The sequence below is a fragment of the Lysinibacillus sp. FSL P2-0066 genome, from assembly GCF_037969495.1.
GTDB lineage: Bacteria > Bacillota > Bacilli > Bacillales_A > Planococcaceae > Lysinibacillus > Lysinibacillus boronitolerans.
In genome coordinates this window covers 1,654,116-1,673,011 of sequence record NZ_CP150202.1, presented here as the reverse complement: position 1 = coordinate 1,673,011, position 18,896 = coordinate 1,654,116, and the positions used below count along the sequence as shown (strand labels likewise).

General features: G+C 41.0%; 17 protein-coding genes. 2 read left to right on the top strand and 15 right to left on the bottom strand.

Annotated elements, in window-relative coordinates; genetic code table 11:
* Nucleotides 1–76 precede the first annotated feature (76 nt).
* Nucleotides 77–1,714 carry a PucR family transcriptional regulator gene (locus MKZ14_RS08025; protein ID WP_004229580.1) on the top strand — a complete coding sequence of 546 codons (1,638 nt, stop codon included), beginning with the start codon at nucleotides 77–79 and terminating at the stop codon, nucleotides 1,712–1,714.
* On the opposite strand, the gene MKZ14_RS08020 is transcribed toward MKZ14_RS08025, so the two are convergent.
* From MKZ14_RS08020 to MKZ14_RS07960, 13 genes are all read right to left on the bottom strand, one after another.
* On the bottom strand, nucleotides 1,703–2,530 hold the full coding sequence (locus MKZ14_RS08020; protein WP_103117800.1) for an ABC transporter permease: 828 nt from the start codon (nucleotides 2,528–2,530) through the stop codon (nucleotides 1,703–1,705). The genes MKZ14_RS08025 and MKZ14_RS08020 overlap by 12 nt on opposite strands.
* Nucleotides 2,531–2,542: 12 nt before the next feature.
* Nucleotides 2,543–3,484 (bottom strand): ABC transporter permease, encoded by a 942-nt coding sequence (locus MKZ14_RS08015; RefSeq protein ID WP_009374228.1) that lies wholly within the window; start codon nucleotides 3,482–3,484, stop codon nucleotides 2,543–2,545.
* A gap of 16 nt (nucleotides 3,485–3,500) precedes the next feature.
* On the bottom strand, nucleotides 3,501–5,057 hold the full coding sequence (locus MKZ14_RS08010; protein ID WP_036076341.1) for an ABC transporter substrate-binding protein: 1,557 nt from the start codon (nucleotides 5,055–5,057) through the stop codon (nucleotides 3,501–3,503).
* Between the two features lie 17 nt (nucleotides 5,058–5,074).
* Nucleotides 5,075–6,046 (bottom strand): P1 family peptidase, encoded by a 972-nt coding sequence (locus MKZ14_RS08005; RefSeq protein ID WP_333005772.1) that lies wholly within the window; start codon nucleotides 6,044–6,046, stop codon nucleotides 5,075–5,077.
* 3 nt (nucleotides 6,047–6,049) lie between these two features.
* Nucleotides 6,050–7,063: a dipeptide ABC transporter ATP-binding protein gene (locus tag MKZ14_RS08000; protein ID WP_333005773.1), complete on the bottom strand. Its 1,014-nt coding sequence runs from the start codon at nucleotides 7,061–7,063 to the stop codon at nucleotides 6,050–6,052.
* Nucleotides 7,032–8,066: an ABC transporter ATP-binding protein gene (locus MKZ14_RS07995; protein WP_016994360.1), complete on the bottom strand. Its 1,035-nt coding sequence runs from the start codon at nucleotides 8,064–8,066 to the stop codon at nucleotides 7,032–7,034. Before MKZ14_RS07995 ends, MKZ14_RS08000 begins: the two co-directional genes overlap by 32 nt.
* 15 nt (nucleotides 8,067–8,081) lie before the next feature.
* A complete protein-coding gene (locus MKZ14_RS07990; RefSeq protein WP_333005774.1) occupies nucleotides 8,082–9,536 on the bottom strand; it encodes an aldehyde dehydrogenase family protein in 1,455 nt (484 codons plus the stop codon).
* Nucleotides 9,537–9,546: 10 nt separating this feature from the next.
* Nucleotides 9,547–10,293, bottom strand: a complete 747-nt coding sequence (locus MKZ14_RS07985; protein WP_333005775.1) for a glucose 1-dehydrogenase — start codon at nucleotides 10,291–10,293, stop codon at nucleotides 9,547–9,549.
* Between the two features lies 1 nt (nucleotide 10,294).
* On the bottom strand, nucleotides 10,295–11,383 hold the full coding sequence (locus tag MKZ14_RS07980; RefSeq protein WP_036076337.1) for a tartrate dehydrogenase: 1,089 nt from the start codon (nucleotides 11,381–11,383) through the stop codon (nucleotides 10,295–10,297).
* Nucleotides 11,380–12,612 (bottom strand): M20 family metallopeptidase, encoded by a 1,233-nt coding sequence (locus tag MKZ14_RS07975; protein WP_333005776.1) that lies wholly within the window; start codon nucleotides 12,610–12,612, stop codon nucleotides 11,380–11,382. The genes MKZ14_RS07980 and MKZ14_RS07975 overlap by 4 nt, the downstream gene beginning before the upstream one ends.
* A 484-nt stretch (nucleotides 12,613–13,096) precedes the next feature.
* On the bottom strand, nucleotides 13,097–14,224 hold the full coding sequence (locus MKZ14_RS07970) for a virulence factor (protein ID WP_016994356.1): 1,128 nt from the start codon (nucleotides 14,222–14,224) through the stop codon (nucleotides 13,097–13,099).
* 12 nt (nucleotides 14,225–14,236) lie between these two features.
* Nucleotides 14,237–16,123, bottom strand: a complete 1,887-nt coding sequence (locus MKZ14_RS07965) for an ABC-F family ATP-binding cassette domain-containing protein (protein WP_333005777.1) — start codon at nucleotides 16,121–16,123, stop codon at nucleotides 14,237–14,239.
* A gap of 124 nt (nucleotides 16,124–16,247) precedes the next feature.
* Complete coding sequence (locus MKZ14_RS07960) at nucleotides 16,248–16,598, bottom strand: hypothetical protein (protein WP_016994354.1); 351 nt, start codon at nucleotides 16,596–16,598, stop codon at nucleotides 16,248–16,250.
* A gap of 33 nt (nucleotides 16,599–16,631) precedes the next feature.
* On the opposite strand from MKZ14_RS07960, the gene gmtX reads away from it, so the two are divergent.
* The gene (gene gmtX, locus MKZ14_RS07955) at nucleotides 16,632–16,910 is read left to right on the top strand and encodes a gamma-mobile-trio protein GmtX (RefSeq protein WP_333005778.1); all 279 of its coding nucleotides are present in this window, start codon (nucleotides 16,632–16,634) and stop codon (nucleotides 16,908–16,910) included.
* 230 nt (nucleotides 16,911–17,140) lie between these two features.
* Here gmtX and MKZ14_RS07950 read toward each other — a convergent pair whose 3' ends face one another.
* Together MKZ14_RS07950 and MKZ14_RS07945 are read right to left on the bottom strand one after the other, a co-directional pair.
* Nucleotides 17,141–17,719, bottom strand: coding sequence for a GNAT family N-acetyltransferase (locus MKZ14_RS07950; RefSeq protein ID WP_333005779.1), 579 nt, complete (start codon nucleotides 17,717–17,719; stop codon nucleotides 17,141–17,143).
* Nucleotides 17,720–17,996: 277 nt separating this feature from the next.
* The gene (locus tag MKZ14_RS07945) at nucleotides 17,997–18,839 is read right to left on the bottom strand and encodes a DUF5700 domain-containing putative Zn-dependent protease (RefSeq protein ID WP_036076332.1); all 843 of its coding nucleotides are present in this window, start codon (nucleotides 18,837–18,839) and stop codon (nucleotides 17,997–17,999) included.
* Nucleotides 18,840–18,896: the final 57 nt, after the last annotated feature.

The window sequence follows — 18,896 nt, the reverse complement described above, 5'->3', positions numbered from 1 at the left end:
AGTTAATATTGAAATTTTCTGATTTCTCTAACATAATGAAATAGACATTGTACATTCGAAGGGCAGGTGCTAATTGATGTCGAAACATCCTCTACTCGTACGTGATGTCCTCAAGCGCAAGCATTTTGAATCGGCGAAACTTATTGCAGGGCAGCACGGCCTAGATCGCCAAGTATTGTGGACACATATATTAGAAATTAAAGATTTTGAAACCTTAATCAATGGTGGTGAATTAATTTTAACCACGGGTGTCGGTTTACAGCTAGAACGAGAAACACAAATAGCCTACTTACAAAACCTTATTCGTAATGAGGCAGCTGGTCTTTGTATCGAAATTGGCGACTATTTTGACCATGTTCCCGTAGAATTGATTGCCATGGCAAATGCCCATCATTTCCCTATCATCATCTTTGAAGAAATTGTACGATTTATTGATATTACGCAAGATTTGCACACGTACATAATTAATCAACACCAGCAGGCACTTACACAGCTAGATACACTATCCAAAACTTTTATGGAATTATCATTAATGCCAAATGGTATTTTAAAAATATTACAAGTGCTCCATCAAGATACAAATGCTCCCTTTCTATTTGTTTCAGAAGATACAAAAAGCTTTTATTATCCTATGGAGGCTAAAAAATATTTACGTGTCATGGAGGAGCATTGTCAGCAGTTAGAACTACAAGAGCCCTTGCACCTTCTATCCTTGGGTAAAGACCATTTTGTCATTATTCCTGTTAATGGACTTGGACAAGTGTGGGGCTATTTATGTATGCATTCTGAACTGCCAAAGCAGAGTGATTACACCTTGTTAAATCTTGAACGAGCAACTATGTCAATTGCCCATATTTTAATGCGTAACCGCATGCTTCAGGAGCGACAGCAAAGCCGGGAAGATGAATTCATACTAGCCTTAATTCAAGGTCAGCCAGTAGATATTCAATACTACCAAAGCTATTTACCAATCGAAAGTCGTAATTTATTTTACCGAGTCGTCGTGTTCAATCTACATGATGAAGCCAATACTGTACCTGAAGAAGAATGGCAGGAAATCCAGCTACAAAATGCCATGTATGTTCGTTCGATCCTGAAAAAGCTTGGATTTTTCCCTACTGTTTCAGTAAGACAGCACGAGATAATTATTTTAGCCTTTTTCATTGCCGCAGATTATATGAAAGACAATCGCGACGCTTTTGATCAAGCAATTTCACAAATCATTGCAAGAAAAGCAGCACAATTTTTTGAGCAACTTACCCTTAGCTGTGGTATTAGCAATGTCTATCAAACGATCGAAAGTGTTCATCTGGGCTATAAGGAAGCCAAATCAGCCATCCAAATGCAGCATCATCAATTGACGAGCTCCATCTATTATAAGGATTTAGGTGTTTATCGATTGTTATTACAGCAGGATCAAACAGCTCTCCTACAATTTGTAAAAGATTATTTACAGGAAATTTTAGTATTAGATCAAAAAAGTAGCCATGATTTATTTCAAACATTAGCTGTTTATCTGTCCTGTAATGGAGCTAAAAATGATACAGCAGAACAGCTGTTTATTGTCCGTCAAACACTTTACAAACGAATAGAACGATTAGAAAGTATACTAGGTGCTGATTTTTTACAAGCTCCCCATCGCCTCAATATTGAGATGGCTGTTAAGGCCTATGAACTGTTGCAAAAGACAGCACCTGATCTATTACGATTTTGAACGTGGGTCCATAAAATCTCGTAAAGCATTACTGAGCATATATAAGCCTAAAACGAGAATCGTAATGGCTCCCCCAGGGGCATACGTATACCAAGGGGCACCGATTAAATAGGCTTGTGAATCTTTTAACATTCTACCCCAGCTAGGGTTTGGTGGCTGTACCCCAAGCCCTAAATAGCTCAGTGCTGCCTCGGCTAACATTGCTGTCGCAAAAGTCACGGTTGCTGCCACAATAATTTGCGACGAAATGTTTGGCAAAATATGACGAAACATGATGCTATAAGGCTTAACACCAATTAATTTCGCTGCCAGCACATATTCCGAGTCACGTTGTTGCACAAAGCCACTGCGGGCAATCCTCGCAATAGCAGGTATCGCGATAATCCCCAGCGCTATCGCTGTATTCGTTATTCCTGGGCCGAATACTGCTACAAGCATTAATGCTAAGATGATTCCTGGAAAGGCCATTAAAGCGTCCATCGTACGCATAAATATTTCATCGATCCAGCCACCAACATAGCCTGCAATTCCGCCTATGAGAATACCAAATATCGTTCCAATCGCAACCGTTAATAGACCCACGGCAAAGGCTGTTTGTGTCCCCTTCATAATGCGACTAAAAATATCTCGCCCAAATTCATCTGTTCCAAACATATAGGCACCACCTGGACCACGCAATTTTTCAGGTATATTCATCGCGTTGACATCATGGGGTGTATAAAAAAAGCTAACAATCATGACGAGCAGAAAGCCAACAATGACGAGGAGACCAATGACTAAATTGATTTTTTTAGTATAGCGCTGTAATTGTTTCATGGTAGTCACCTCTTAACGTAATCGAATTCTAGGGTCCAACACAGAATATAAAACATCGACGATAAAATTAATCATGACGACAGCTACTGTAATATACATAACGATCCCTTGTACGAGTGGAAAATCACGATTACTGATAGCCGTAATCAATAACTGACCAATCCCTGGCAATGAAAACACCTGCTCCACAATAATCGTTCCTGCCACAACCTCCGCCATAATCAACCCAAAAACCGTCAATATCGGAATCATGGAATTTTTCAAAACATGCTTATACATTACATTTTGTTCAGACATCCCTTTACTGCGTATCGTACGGACATAATCGAGCTGGACCTGCTCCAAAATGGCTGTACGAACATAACGAAAATTCACCGCAATTTGTGGAATCGCAATCGTTAAGGCTGGAAGTATTAGGGTACTGAGCGCCCCTGCTACACTTTGTGTCCAAGGTATATAGCCACTTATTTTAAAGAAGCTGAACTGTAGGCCAATGTAAAGAATAAGCATCATCCCTAGCCAAAAGGAAGGCACTGCCATACCGATCTGGGTTACAGTCGATAATGACACATCACTTAATTTATTTTGTCTTCTTGCTGCAAACATCCCTAAAGGTAATGAGATGATTAAGACAATGATAAGGGTGAGTCCTGCTAATGACATGGTGACAGGAAGTCGATCAAATAGTAATTCTTTTACTGGCATGGAAAATCGAATGGAATTCCCTAATTGCCCTGTCAATAAGCCCTTCATCCAATCCACATATTGTTCATAAAGAGGACGATCCAAGCCAAGCTCAGATCGTAAATTTTCAATTTGAGTGGGATCCGCCTCTGTTCCTAGCATTGTGCGAACTGGATCACCAGGTAAAATTTGAAAAACACCAAATGTAATAATGGATACTAGAAGGATGGTTGTTATTAACAGGATGATTCGACGTAGGATATACATCATAAGCACTCATCCCTTTCTAGTTTGAAAACTTGACCTCTGACATATCGTGGAACCAGAATGGATAGCTCTTGAGCCCCGTCACCTGTTTGTCAGATCCCCAAACGATTTGATAATCCGCAATATACACTGCTGTTGCCTGCTCAGCTAATATTTCCTGTGCACGATGATAGTACTCTATTTGCTTGGCTTGGTCGGTTTCCTTTAAAACATCAGCCATAATTTTGTCGTATTCTTCATTTTTAAATAAGAAGAAGTTTTCACTATCGTTTGTAGAAATGTAATCATTCAACACTTCAAAAGCAGATGCACGACCTGTTAAGTCAATCGTTGTCATTGCATAGTCACGGCCAAAGTAAACGCGATCTAGCCAAATTCCCCATTCCACTACTTCAATTTCTACATCAATTCCGATTTCTTGCAAATTAGCTACGACAATTTGTGCAATATTTGAGTAAATATCATTGTGTGAAGACACTGTAATTTTTGTTTTAAAGCCATCCGGATATCCTGCTTCTGCTAATAACGCCTTCGCTTTTTCCACATCTCGCTCATACATGCTTTCTAAGCCCTTCTTTTGGAAATCGCCCATCGCTGGACTCATATTAGAGCCAAGTGGCACAGCATAGCCTGCAAACACAGAGTCAATAATATCGGCTTTACTAATTGCGTAATTGATTGCTTGACGAACCTTCACATTGTCAAATGGTGCCTTTGTTTCGTTAAATGTAACAATAAGAGAAGAGTTATTATTTTGGTGTGATAAATTATAGCTTCCCTCTACCTCGCTCACACGGTGCCAAGGAACACTCGTTAAATCAACTTCGTTTGCCATTAAGCTCATAATGGCTGCCTGATCATCTGATTGGAAGGCAAAGGTTACTTTATTCAAATAAGGTAATCCTTCTTGCCAATACTGTTCATTTTTCTTAAGCTCTAAATTTGTACCTGGTGCATATTTCACAAAGGCAAATGGACCTGTACCAATTGGATTTTCATTATGCTTCCCATCATTGCTCTTTGGAATAATAGCTGATTGTCTGCCTGTTAATGAATACAAGAAATTTGAATTTGGCTCTTTTAGCTTAATCACAAATGTACTTGCATCAGGCGCCTCTGTAGATGCTACATTATCAAAGCTATTGGACATTTTTTCTCCACCATTTTTCCCCATTAAACGGTCAAAGGAATATTGAATATCCTCCATCGTTAAATCATCACCATTATGAAACTTCACACCTTGGCGAATTTTAAACGTATAGGTTAAGCCGTCCTCAGAAATTTCATAGCTTTCAGCAAGTCCCTCTTTTAAGGAGCCATCCGTTTCAGGAGCCATTAGCCCCTCAAAGATATTTAGAATCATTTGATACGAAATGGACGCTGTCGCTTTATGTGGATCTAAAAAATCTGGATCATCATTCACACGAACAACAATTTCCTGTGGAACATCTGTTGCCGTTTGACCATCTGTAGTACCTGAAGTAGTCGTCGTTTTCTCTCCATCACTTGAACAAGCTGCCATAACGATTGCCATCAACACTGTTAGTAGTAACAATCCGCTTTTCTTCCATTGCATGGCTGTTCCCCCTTTTCCTAAATGCTTTTCTTTTGAATGCTTGTATAACTTTCAACATCCGCCAATTGCTCAGCGGCTTTAATGCCAGCTAGAATCGCTTCCTCCATCACCTTTGTCGCTAGCTGCCCTAAATAATCAAGTGCATAGCATTGATCTCCTGTACCGAGTACAAAAATCGTATCGCCATCCAGCATCGTATGAACAGGATAAATCGTGCGTGCTAAGGCATTTTGCGTAAGCTGCGCAATCTTTTTAGCCTCTGCCTTCGTTAGCTTGGCATTCACTGCCACAACACCAATGGTTGTATTGGTACCCGCTAAAGCCTCTGATTGCGCATGCTCCTCTAGATAGGCACAGCAATCCACCCATTGACCAGAATGCTTATCTCTTGCTCCAGCTAAAATTTGCCTTGTTGTAGGGTCCTTGACATCTCCTACTGCATTGACAGCCACGATAGCACCTGCTACAAGACCATCTTTCCCCGCATAGGAAGCACTACCAAGCCCACCCTTCATTGCAAATTCTGGACCAGCTAATTTGCCTACAGTTGCTCCGTAGCCTGCGCCTACATTGCCGTTTGGAAATGAGCCAACTTGTGCCGCTTGTGCCGCTTCATAGCCCATAAGTGCTGTAGGTCGTGCATGCGGATCACCGATAAACAAGTCAAAGAGTACTGCACTTGGTACAATCGGTATTTTCGCTACCCCTGCATCGACCCCAATCCCTTGCTCCTCTAAAAATTGCATGACGCCTGTAGCAGCATCTAACCCAAACGCACTACCCCCAGCTAAACAAATGGCATGGACCCGGTCAATTTCATTGATGGGATCTAACGCATCAGTTTCACGAGTACCTGGTGCAGAGCCTCGAACATCCACTCCACAAACAGCTCCGTTTTCCACTACTAGCGCCGTACAGCCTGTGATGCCCTCCTTATTCTCGCGATGTCCTACCTTAACACCTGGCACATCCGTTATATTGCCAAACATTCTTCACACCTCACTTTTTAAATAATTATAATTTTCTGATTTTTTGTCATATAAAAAACAGGCAACTCGTTGATGATCATTTTCATTGAGAAGCTGCGGTCTCTCCTGATGGCATCTTTCCATCACATACGGGCAACGTGTATGAAAGACACAGCCAACAGGTGGATTCATTGGACTTGGTAACTCGCCCTGTAAAAGTATTTCTTGTTTGGGCTCATCAAAATTAACAACGGGTATTGCAGATAGTAATGCTTGTGTGTAGGGATGTAACGCATTGGCATATAGCTCCTTCTTTGTCCCAACCTCCACTACTCTCCCTAAATACAGCACTGCCACACGGTCACTAATATGTTTCACAACGCTTAAATCATGTGAAATAAATAAATAGGTTAATTGAAATTCATCCTGTAAATCCATCATGAGATTGAGCACTTGTGATTGCACCGACACATCCAGTGCTGAAACGGGCTCATCAGCAATTATGAATTCTGGATGAATCGCTAATGCCCGTGCAATCCCAATACGCTGCCGCTGCCCACCAGAAAATTCATGGGGAAACTTATGCATGGCATCCTCAGGTAGCCCTACCTTTTGTAATAGCTCCTTCACACGCTCTTTGCGTTGCTCCTTCGTCAATGTTAGTTGCAGCTTCATCGGTTCTTCGATTATAGAACCGATTCGCATCCGCGGATTGAGAGAGGCAAAGGGATCTTGAAAAATCATTTGCATTTGATTGCGATAACTTTGTAGCTTATTCCCCTTTAAATGCTGGATGGGTTGTCCTTTATACAACACTTCTCCTGCTGTTGGTTCAACAAGCTTTAAAATTGTTCGCCCAAAGGTGGACTTTCCTGAGCCTGATTCGCCAACAATACCAAGTGTTTCCCCTCTATAAATCTCAATCGAAATATCATCAACCGCTTTAATGACCTTTTTCTCTTCCTTCATCGACTTACGCTTCACAGGAAAGTAGGCTTTTAAATGATTAATTTCCAACAAAACTTCTTTCTCCGTCATGAGCCAGCTCTCCTTTCTCCGTGAATAAATGACAGCGTACCTTATGTGCTTCTTGAATATGATAAACAGCAGGTTGCTCCTGATGACAATGTGCCAGCGCATGAGGACAACGTGGCGCAAAGCGACAGCCGTCAGGTAATGCATATGCTGGTGGCACTGTACCAGGAATCGATGGTAGCCTTTTGACATCTGTTTCAAGGCTTGGCATCGTCTTTAAAAGTGCTGTTGTATAAGGATGCTGTGGATTTAAAAAGAGCTCTCTTACTGGGGCTTCCTCGACAATCTGTCCTGCATACATCACCATAACGCGGTCTGCTGTCTCTGCAACAACGCTCATATCATGGGTAATGAATAAAATGGCCGATCGATGCTCTTCCTTCATTTTTAGCATCAGCTTTAAAATCTGTGCCTGAACCGTGACATCAAGTGCAGTAGTTGGCTCATCCGCAATCAATAGCTGCGGATTATTAGACATTGCGATCGCAATCATAACGCGTTGTCGCATCCCGCCTGATAGTTGGTGAGGATATTCCGCAATGACCTTTTCTGCATTCGCAATCCCGACTTCTTTTAAAAGCTGTAGCGCTTTATTCCATGCCTCTTTTTTCGATACCTTTTGGTGTCTTCGTATGCCTTCAATCATTTGATTGCCAATCGTAAAAACGGGATCTAAAGAGGTCATAGGCTCTTGAAAAATCATACTAATTTCATTGCCTCGAATACGGCTCATTTCTTTATTTTTATAGGTAAGTAGATTTTTACCGTTTAAAGTGATAGAGCCTGTCGTAATTTCTCCTGGAGGTATAGGTAGCAACCGCATAATGGCTAAGGATGTAATACTTTTGCCACTTCCCGATTCACCGACCAGTGCAACGGTTTCTCCTTTATGAATAGTAAAATTCACATCTTCAACTACTTTTGCCTCTTTCCCATTCTTTAAATGGAATTTAATTGATAAGTGATTGACCTCTAAAAGTACATCTTTTTCTTTTGGCTGTTCCATATGCGTCCCTCCATCTCAGTGTTGATTAGGTGGTGCATAGCGTATAGCGATATTTTTCATTTGCGTATAGTTTCGCAGTGCAACAAAGCCCTTCTCTCGACCAATTCCGCTTTTTTTATAGCCTCCAAATGGCATTTGAATGCCTCCAGCAGCCCCATAATTATTGACAAATACTTGGCCAGCCTGCACACGACTTGCCACATAATGAGCCGTATCGATATTTTGTGACCAAATGCCCGCCACTAGGCCATAGTCCGTACTATTAGCTAATGTGATGGCCTCCTCTACAGTGGAAAATGTCAAGACGGTTAACACTGGACCAAAAATTTCCTCCTGAGCTAATGGATCATTTGGATCGACACCATCAAGTATAGTTGGCTGAACATAAAAGCCTTTCTCATAGCCTGCCAATGTCAATGGTTCCCCACCTGTCACAACATAGCCATCTACCTTTGCTTGCTGTAATAATGCAGTGATTTTTTTATATTGTTGTTCATTCAGTAATGGTCCCATCTCCATATCTGCTTCACCTGGTCCTACTTGGATCGCTTGGAATCTTTGCGCTAATCGTGAAATGAAGGAGTCTTTTATACGTTCCTCAATGAGTAAACGTGCCCCTGCTGAACAAGTTTGACCAGCATTTTGGATAATCGCACGTACGACTCCCTCTAATGCCTGCTCCATGTTAGCATCCGCAAAAACAATATTAGGAGATTTACCACCAAGCTCTAATGTCACAGGCACAACATTTTCTGCAGCCGCCTTCATCACCGCAATTCCTGTCGGAACAGAACCTGTAAACGTAATATGATTAATATCGGGATGTGAGGTTAAATAAGGACCAACCTCTCGTCCCAAGCCCGTAATATGCTGGAAAATCCCTTTCGGCAACTTATCGGCGAACCATTCTGCAATGGCATGCGTTGTTAGCGGTGTATCCTCCGCACTTTTCACAATGACTGCATTACCAGTTGCTATAGCGGCTGCTACACTTCTTGCCGTAATTTGAATCGGATAATTCCATGGCACAATATGTACCGTAATGCCCACTGGTTCTAGCACTACTGCATTTAATAGCCCATCCTCAATCGGAATTGTATCTCCCATCACCTTATCCGCTGCACCGCCATAAAATTCAAAATAGCGAGCCGCTGATTCAATATCTGCTCTTGCCTGTGATAAGGGCTTTCCTACATCCCGACATTCTAGTAAACTCCATTCCTCTGCATGCTTACGAATATAATGAGCAAATTCGATCAATAGCTGCCCACGTTCATAGGCTTTCCATTGACGCCAGTCCTCTCGCTCAAAGGCTACACGAGCTGCACGTACTGCTTCTTCTACATGTTCTTTACTCGCGTTGCTAATTTGTGCAATCACTTCACCTGTTGAGGGATTCTTAACATCGAGGTATGCCTGTGCATTACCGTGGACCCACTCACCATCTATCAACATAGGAATTTTTTTCATTGTACCCCTCCTATAATCCACGGCCACCATCTACATGTAATGTCGTTCCTGTGACCATGCTTGCTGCATCTGAGAGTAAATAATTAACAGCTCCTGCTATATCCGCTGGCTTCACTAATCGTCCTAATGGCACTGATTGCACAAAGACACTTTGCTTCGTCTGCTCTACGTCTGCACCCTGTGTGGCAAATTGACCAAGCATTTGTGTGTCTGCTGGTCCTGGATGAATTGTATTAACCCGAATTTGACTAGATGCTAGTTCAATTGCCAGTCCTCTCGTAAAGCTCTCTGCTGCACCCTTTGACGCAATATAAGCCTGTAAGCCTGGTCTTGGTCGCACTGCTGAAATGGAGGCAATTGTAATAATAGAACCCCTTTGCTGTTTTTTCATAAAAGGGACAACTGCCTTTGTCGTGATAAATAAACTTTTCACATTAACATCCATTAAACGATTCCATTCATCCATTGTGACCTCTTCAATCGGTGTAGCTGACTGGGCAATTCCCAGTGCATTAACAAGACCATCTATTCTGCCATACTTATCAAAAACCTGCTGACAGATGTCTTGCACACGTTCCTCCTGTAATACATTGACCTCAAAGCATTGAAGGGCATCCTGTGCAATATCTGATAAGGCATCTATGGATAGATCAAGTCCAACAACTCGATTGCCCTGCTTTAATTGCTCTTGAATAATAGCCTTTCCCATACCGCCTCCTGCACCAGTAACCACAATCACCTTTTGCTCAACTGACATGCTAAACACCTCCTGCTGTTAAAGTTCTATTAATAATTTCCTGACAGATCGCATCACCCATTTGTGCTGTTGTCGCTTGTCCACCAATATCTGCCGTTTTCACGACCCCTTCTTGTAGCACTGCTGTAATGGCTTTAACAATGAGCTGTTCTAAATCTGGTCTGCCTTGATGGCCAAGCAATAAAGCAAGCGACCAAATTTGAGCGATTGGATTGGCAATGCCCTTACCTGCAATATCTGGTGCTGAGCCATGAACAGGCTCAAACATCGATGGAAAATCCTTTTCTGGATTTAGGTTGGCCGATGGAGACAGGCCAAGTCCTCCAACAATAGCAGAGCCTAAATCGGATAAAATATCGCCAAACAAATTGGACGCCACCACCACCTCAAAATTCTGTGGTCGTTCTACGAAATAGGCGACGAGTGCATCGATATAAATGGATTCAAGCTGTAGTGCTGGTGAGCTTTGCGCCACCGTTTTGCTAGTATGCTCGTCCCAGAATTTCATCGAATGAATAATGGCATTCGATTTTGTCGCACTTGTTATTTTGGTTTTACCGTGTTGCTTCGCATAATCACAGGCAGCATGGACAATCTTTTCAATCCCAATTCGTGTCATGATTGTATTTTGAATCGTCATTTCCTGCGGCTGCTGTTGGTACAGTCGGCCACCACTGTCCGAATATTCACCCTCTGCATTTTCACGGAAGATCACAAAGTCAATTTCTTTTCCGTTAGCCAAGGGCGACGCTATTCCAGGTAGCGATTTAATAGGACGGAAATTCACATATTGCTGAAAATGCTTTCGAATGGGCATAATTAATTCCCAAACGGTAACATCATCAGGCACACGAGCATCGCCAATAGCACCAAATAAAATCGCATCATATGTTTGAAGTGTTGCCAGTGCATCATTAGGCATCATACAGCCATGCTGCACGTAGTAATCGGAGCTCCAAGGAAAGATGGTTGTTTCAATTTGTAAGGAGCTATGTTGTTCTTGCAAACAATTTAAAACTTTTAACGCTTCCTGCATAACCTCTTTTCCTATGCCATCTCCTGGTATTACTGCTATTTTGATAGCCGTCATTGTGCATCACCCGCCAAAAATTTTAATGCTGCTAAACGGTAAATGGCTGTTGTTTCTGCCAATTCTTCAACATCCACATACTCATTGATTTGATGAGGGATTTCTCGATCTCCTGCACCAACCGTTACAATGGGAATACCATGCACATGAAGAAACGTACCATCTGTCGCACCTGGAACACCGTTATATTTTGGTTCCTTTTCTGTTACCTCTGCCACAGCCTCATAAATAGCCTGTACAACAGGGTCTTCCTTCGCTGTTGCAGTTGCAGGTCGGTTATCAAGAACCGTCAGTTCAACTTTGAAATCAGGATCATCTGCTTGTAATCGTTTAATAATCGCTTCAATCTTGCCGAGCAGTTCATCATGGTCCTGCGCAGGCACCGTACGAATATCGAGTGTTGTCATACAATGATCCGGAATAACATTGATTTGTGCATCGCCTTTTACAGGCGCACGTAAAATCGTAGGTGTAATAGATGGCCAATTCAGCATTGGATCACGCCCTAATCGTGCTTGCTCCTCTTTTTCCAGCTTTTCAAGCTCTACGATGAAGCGCGCCATACGCCAGTTAGGATTGATGCCACTCCATGAAATCGCACCATGCGCCATTTTTCCGAAAATATCTACCTGTAAACGAATAGCCCCACGTTGTGCAATACACACATTATTTTCCTGTGGTTCACAGATAATCGCACCATCCACACCATCAGCCCAACCATTTTTAATAAAATGTTTAATGCCTAGCATAAGCCCTTCTTCATCACAAGGAATACATAAAATAATCTTGCCCGTAAACGCCTCTTGATCTAGTAGCAATGACTGACAAGCCGTAATCATACAAGCAAGATTCCCTTTTGTATCATTCGTTCCCCTGCCATACATACGCCCATCTACAATTTCTGCTCCAAATGGATCATAGGCCCAAGCCTCTCGATTGCCCTCTGTCACCACATCCGTATGTCCTTCGAAAAGTAATGTTTTCCCAGGCTTGCCCGAATCAATAATGCCAATGACATTCGGTCGCCCTGGCACAACCTCCTCGATATGCGTCTCGATCCCGATATCTCGTAAATACGCCGCTACAAAAGTTGCCACCTCTTGCTCATTGCCCTTCGGATCGTTCTCACGGTAAACGCTTTCAATGCGCACGAGCTTCTGTGTTAGATCGATGACCGCCTCACGATCACGCACATACGATTTTGTTGTCTTTAAACTAGTTACTGTCATGCAAAGGACCTCCTATCTTTAAAGAATATTCTGAATTTATGTTATTTTAACATTGTCCTTTCTCTATGAAACTAGACAATATGTTAATGATTCAAAGAACGCCCTTAACTTTTTGTTTAGCAATAAATCACTAGAAAACAACATTTTTTTCTGTTTTACACGGTTTTTCGATCAATTCATCGAATGAAAGAGAGTATTGTTTTTAATTTTGAGTTGGTTAGAATATTGTTAGTTTGGAAGAGGGCAATACTTTTTTGAGCGGATTTCTTTAATTTGGAGAAAGAGTCTTTGGTTCTTTTGAGCAGGTCCTCACTTCTGAGGAGCGGCTTTCCAATTTTTTGGAGTAGGTCTTCATTCCTTTGGAGTGGTTCGCTCACTTCTTGGAGCGGACCCTCACTATTCGGAGCAGCCTCAACCACTTATGAGAGCAAATCCCAACCATGACAAAACAGAAAAAAACCAGCACATGCTGGTTTTTTCCTGATTATTGTTGACGGGATTCGGTCATTTGCTTCCAGACCGAGCCTTTTGCTTCCTCGCCCTGTTCGATACGGGCAATGGCCATTTTCACTTGTAGCTTCACTTCGAATTCTTTGTCGTCCTCAGCAGCCTTCAATGCTGGTAAGGATTGCTCCGTGCCGACCTCATATAAATACATCGCTGCCCGCCAGCGAACCAATTTGTTTTTGTCCTGTAAGGCTTGCTGCATGGCTTCTTCAAATTCTACAAAGCCAAGGTCACTCATACAGTCACCTGCTGTTCGACGCACTGCTGCACTTTTATCTTGTAGGGCTCTTTCTAAATAAGGTACAACTGCCACATCCTCAATCATGCCTAAGTACACGGTAGCTAGTCGACGGATAGACATTTGTTCATCCTGTAAGGCTAAATCTAATAGCGGTAGATCGTCTAGCTCAGGATCAGCCATTTGATCGAGCAGCTGGAAGCGTTTCTCCCATTCAGGTTGCTGGAACTGCTCTACCGTCACTTTGAGTTTGTCCGTTTTCACAGCCGCTTTTTCACCATCATTATTGATTGCTGCGACAATTTCCGCTAAACGGTCTGCAGAATAAGTGACATCGATCTCCTGCTTGACTGTTTCAGCGATTTCCTCCAGCTCACCGTAGCGAACTCCATAATCAATCCACTTACGTTGGAAAATATAGTTTTCATCTACTGCTGACTCAATAATTTGATTAAAAGCATCGACAAAACGGTCTCCACAGCTAATACGATATTCGCGTTGGTTATCAAAAACTTTTACTTGTAAAGGCACCTGCTTGTAAAACTGTACATGCACATAAACCTCTCCATAAAATTCATTGGCCACAACCGTTTCTTCTTGTGTTTGGACATCTTCCCCTAACACTTGACGAATACCTGCTAAAATACCTTCCCATGCATATTTGGCATTGCGCTCAACCGCAAAGAAATCGGCTACGTGGTAAACGCCCTTTACTCCTTCAATCGCTAAAATAGCAGCCGCCTCGCCAGTTGCTTCGTCTTTATTATCCTTTGTAAAATTATAGCTTTTCCCAAACGGTAGCTCTGTATCAACAACAATCTTCATAGAATTGGGACTTGGCGTCGGTTCAATGGTAATAATCTTCATGTCTATCGCTCCTTATCCGTTAACTATTTCATCTAAGTACGACCATCTTTCAATTAGATGCTCATACTGTGCATTTAGCTCATCCAACTTAGCAGTTAATTCCTGTAGCTTGCTAAAATCTGAGCCTGCATTTGCGATTCCTTCTTCGGTCTCCATAATAGCAGTTTCTGTTTTCTCTATCTCGTCTGCAATCGTTTCCCATTCTTTTTGCTCTTTAAATGAAAGCTTTTTCTTGTCTGATTTTGGCTTTTCGGATTTGGCCTTTTCCACTTTTGGCGTTTCTACTTTGACAGTAGCTGCCTGCTCACGTTTCTCCAGATACTCACTGTATAGATCCAGCGTTTCCTCTACTTGTCCCTGACCATCTAGTATCCATAGCTTTTTCGCAATACGGTCGAGGAAGAAACGATCATGGGAAATCGTGATAACCACGCCTGGGAAATGCTCGATGAAATCCTCTAGCACACCCAATGTTTCAATATCCAGATCATTCGTGGGCTCATCAAGTAATAACACGTTTGGTTGCTCCATCAATAAACGTAATAAATGAAGGCGCTTGCGCTCACCGCCCGATAATTTTCCAATTGGTGTACCATGAGCATGCAGCGGGAATAAAAAGCGCTCCAGCATTTGAGCAGCTGAGTAACGGACACCCTCTGCATCTGTAATATCATTTGAAGCCTCACGTATATATTCAATCATGCGCTCATTTTCATTCATTTTCGGCAATGTTTGCTTGAAATGTGCCAGCTTGACTGTTGACCCAACAAGAATTTCACCTTGATCGGGTGTCAGCTCTCCTGCTAGCATGTTCAATAAAGTTGATTTTCCTACACCGTTTGCGCCGATAATGCCAATTCGATCACCCTGCTGTAGTAAAAATGAGAAGTTTTCAAGGATTTTTTGCTGTCCAAAGGCTTTCGAAATATTCTCAGCCTCCAGCACTTTACGACCAAGACGTGTTGTCGCAAGTCCCATATCCAAGGAAACATCTTCTGATTTACGTTCTAGGTTTTCTTCTAGCTTTTCAAAGCGTTGAATACGAGCCTTTTGCTTGGTTGAACGCGCCTTCGCACCACGACGAATCCATTTTAATTCTGAACGGTAACGATTGCGATCCTTCTGTGCGGAAGCAGCTTGCATCTCCTCACGAATAGCTCGCGCCTCTAAATAATCACCGTAATTCCCTGTATGACGATACAAGGTTTGATTCGCTAACTCGTAAATATGTGTTGATAATTCATCTAAGAAATAACGATCGTGGGTGATGAAAATCACTGCACCCTTTAATCGTAAGACCATCTCTTGAAGCCATTCGGTAGACTGTACATCTAAATGGTTGGTGGGCTCATCCAATAAGTAAAGATCAGCTGGTTCAATTAACACCTTCGCTAATGCAACACGTTTTTGCTGGCCGCCTGATAGCGTTAGTACCTCTTTTTCAAAAGTTTCAATCCCTAGCTTTGTTAAAGCTGTCTTCGCAAGGGCATTGACATCCCATGCCTGCTCTTCATCCATGCGCTGTTGCAGACTAAATAACGTCTTTTGTAAACTTTCGGATGTTGGGTTACTTGCTAGTGCAGCAACCGTTTCCTCATATTGACGATTCAGCTGTAAAATGGGCGAATCGCCTGCAAAGACAGCTTGTAAAACCGTTTCGCCCGACTTAAATGTAGGCTCCTGAGGTAAATAAGCAACACGGTATTTATTCGGGCGATCTACTGTCATCGAATCCGCTTCCATGTCCCCAGCTAAAATGGATAACAGGGTTGATTTTCCCGTTCCATTTATACCGATTAAGCCTGCCCGCTCTCCCTCATAAATGGTAAATTCAATATTTTGAAAAAGCGTTTTATCGCCCACTGTTTTGGTTAAATTTTGTACAATTAAATGACTCATTCCACTATTCCATCTCTTTCATGTTAGGTATTGTTCATGCCCACACGATTTTTATGTAGACGATTATTGATATCCACTATTCATCATAACATCAAACAGCAGGTAAACAAAGAACAACAAACTATCAACGAACTGGTGGCATGTCCTGTAAATAGGATTCCATAAGCTGACAAAGTTTGATGATTCCTTGTGTTAAGTCGTGCGGTTCAGGAAAAGAATAACTAATTCTCAAATGGTGATATTGTGGCTCTCCTGGATAACAAGCTGAGCTTGGTAAAAAGGTCATTTGGGCTTGTTGAGCCTTCCATAACAGCTCGTCCGTATTGCCATTACTAGGTAAAGACACCCAAATATTAAGCCCTCCCTTTGGTTCGATCCACGTAACGCCCTTTGGTGCATGCTTATTCAACAATGCAATCGTCTGATCTCTTCTTATCTCAAGCGCAATGCGCAGTTTTTCTAAATGGGCATGCATTCGGTCTGAACGTAAAAATGGAATCAGTGCCTTTTGCCTGTAAACGATGATATCTTAGCAAGTATCTCCGAACCAACAACAAAGGCATTGGTTGGAATGCTTATGGCAGAGAATAAAAAGCTCAAAAGAGAAAACTCTCTGCTTAAAGAACAAACAACCTTTACGATTGATATGCGTCCTATAAACGATCTAAGCAAAAATAAGGATGTCGTTATAGTCGAGCCTTCTTATAATCTGGCAGATACCGAAATAGATGCACTGAGAAATGCCATATATGTAACTGCCATACAAAAAATTCTTAATGAGATATAAATGTAGCTTTAAAATAAAGTTTGTACAAAAACACCTCGTTAATCCTTAAATTAAGATTAATAAGAAGCAACCATTTTGAAAAAAGATTAATCAAAATGGTTGCTTCTTTAGCATTTTTTAGTTTGCTTATTATAAAAAAATTTGATCATTTTCTACAGCGTTACTTCATAAACGCGCCCGATTGTTGAATAGTATTATTGATAAATATGTCATTCATAACTTAGAAATGATTAAAATGATTTTTCAAAACAAACACATTGGTGAATACGTTTATTATTTGTAAATTGGTCAATATCTTTCCCAACGTAATGAGTAAAAGCATTAACTAAGTATAGATTGGGCATTTTGCTTTGAATTCGATGATTCATTTCATTTTCTTCAAAATAAACGTGATAATAGGAATCAACGATATTAAAATTCATTTTTTCATACCATTTCTGAACCCATAAATCATCTCTTGTCCAAGCCTCAAAACGATTTAAATTCACTCTTCTAGCTTTATTTTCAGCAGCATAGAGTAATTGTTGTCCTATTCCACGCCGGGAGAAATCCGGATGAACAGCGATATGCCAAATCATCCCTCCTAACCCTTCTCCCCTGGAGCAAACTGTTCGTTCTTCTATTTCATATTCTACATCAATAAGCCCAACGATTTGACCGTCCAACTCTGCGACTAGCTCGATTGCTGGATTTTCATAACATTCTTTCTTATTTAGTACATTATCAAAATAGGCAGTCTGTAGAAACGCAAGTGTTCGGCATCTTACCCAACCAGTCTCGTCATTAACCCTATAGTCTCTAATAATCACTTTTTTCCCTCCGGATTTTAGGGACCACGCAGTTTATAGGGGATTTATACGCTCTTCCCTTAAAATAGATTCACCCCGTTAAATATGTTCGCGATTTTCATAATATACCGCCTCCTTCTAATTATAATTATTTAAATTTTATCAGATTTTTCCAAAATATACACTGATAAATGACAGATTCCATACACTATAATATCCCCCAAAAAAAAGAAAAAGCACAATTCTTGCTACAGAAATGCGCCCGATTGTCGAATAACTTAACTGTAAATTAAACATTTTAAGTAAGTTCTAAAAGCACAGTCTCTATTTCTTTATTGAATGTAGATTCTTTCCAAAGTGTAACGGCCTCTTTCTCTTGATACTTTTCAATTAAGATTTGAATCACATTGTATCCAATAAAATACCCTAAACGTGTGAAACCAAAGTAGGAACCTCCATTAATTGAAAACCATTCATGGATAACTTCAGGTTGTGTACGTTTATTTATATCTTCCAAAAAAGTAATGATAATATCATTTTTGTTATCTTCTGCAAATTTTAACCATTCTTCTCCATTATCTTCATATAAAAAATAGACCGATTTGTCAGCATCAGCAACTTGTTCTGAAAAATACGTTGCACATCCTTCCTGAAACAACGTTGTAAAGGGATGAAACCACTGAACTTTAGACCAATCCACCCCCTCCTGATCTGATAAAATATTATGAAGAGTATGACCAAATTCATGAGCAATAATTACTTTTAAATGTTTATCATCAGAAGAGAGCTTTTCTAAACAAAATGTCACTTCAGGAATAATTTGACGATGTGTAAATGCATTTGACCCATATGCTCCAACAATAATATGTACATCTTTAGTGAACTCGACATTATATTTTTGTCTGTAAGTTAACACCACTTCTTGAATTAGGCTTTCGATTTTTCCACTCGATTCCTTTATCTCACTCATTTTGGAAGGGTATCTTTGAATTGCGTTTTTAATCTTCTCATCTGGATTTTTACAATGATACAGAAAGTATTCCTTGAAGTGTTGTGAGAACTTTTCATGGTAGTGTTTTAAGAACCGCTCCGAGGGCATGTAGTTTAATAAAAAATATGGAACTGTATTATAAATTTTCATAATTACCGTCCTCCATTTCATAACAATCCTCTTCGTTAATTTGAACTATACTTTTAT

Excerpts from the sequence above, each read along its gene's own strand:
- MKZ14_RS07970 (WP_016994356.1), bottom strand. The coding sequence starts at position 14,224 with ATGAAGATTATTACCATTGAACCGACGCCAAGTCCCAATTCTATGAAG.
- MKZ14_RS07945 (WP_036076332.1), bottom strand. The coding sequence starts at position 18,839 with ATGAAAATTTATAATACAGTTCCATATTTTTTATTAAACTACATGCCC.
- MKZ14_RS07965 (WP_333005777.1), bottom strand. The coding sequence starts at position 16,123 with ATGAGTCATTTAATTGTACAAAATTTAACCAAAACAGTGGGCGATAAA.
- MKZ14_RS08025 (WP_004229580.1), top strand. The coding sequence starts at position 77 with ATGTCGAAACATCCTCTACTCGTACGTGATGTCCTCAAGCGCAAGCAT.
- MKZ14_RS08000 (WP_333005773.1), bottom strand. The coding sequence starts at position 7,063 with ATGACGGAGAAAGAAGTTTTGTTGGAAATTAATCATTTAAAAGCCTAC.
- MKZ14_RS07960 (WP_016994354.1), bottom strand. The coding sequence starts at position 16,598 with ATGCATGCCCATTTAGAAAAACTGCGCATTGCGCTTGAGATAAGAAGA.
- MKZ14_RS07985 (WP_333005775.1), bottom strand. The coding sequence starts at position 10,293 with ATGTCAGTTGAGCAAAAGGTGATTGTGGTTACTGGTGCAGGAGGCGGT.
- MKZ14_RS07995 (WP_016994360.1), bottom strand. The coding sequence starts at position 8,066 with ATGGAACAGCCAAAAGAAAAAGATGTACTTTTAGAGGTCAATCACTTA.
- MKZ14_RS08020 (WP_103117800.1), bottom strand. The coding sequence starts at position 2,530 with ATGAAACAATTACAGCGCTATACTAAAAAAATCAATTTAGTCATTGGT.
- MKZ14_RS07990 (WP_333005774.1), bottom strand. The coding sequence starts at position 9,536 with ATGAAAAAAATTCCTATGTTGATAGATGGTGAGTGGGTCCACGGTAAT.
- MKZ14_RS07975 (WP_333005776.1), bottom strand. The coding sequence starts at position 12,612 with ATGACAGTAACTAGTTTAAAGACAACAAAATCGTATGTGCGTGATCGT.
- MKZ14_RS08005 (WP_333005772.1), bottom strand. The coding sequence starts at position 6,046 with ATGTTTGGCAATATAACGGATGTGCCAGGTGTTAAGGTAGGACATCGC.
- MKZ14_RS07980 (WP_036076337.1), bottom strand. The coding sequence starts at position 11,383 with ATGACGGCTATCAAAATAGCAGTAATACCAGGAGATGGCATAGGAAAA.
- MKZ14_RS08015 (WP_009374228.1), bottom strand. The coding sequence starts at position 3,484 with ATGATGTATATCCTACGTCGAATCATCCTGTTAATAACAACCATCCTT.
- MKZ14_RS08010 (WP_036076341.1), bottom strand. The coding sequence starts at position 5,057 with ATGCAATGGAAGAAAAGCGGATTGTTACTACTAACAGTGTTGATGGCA.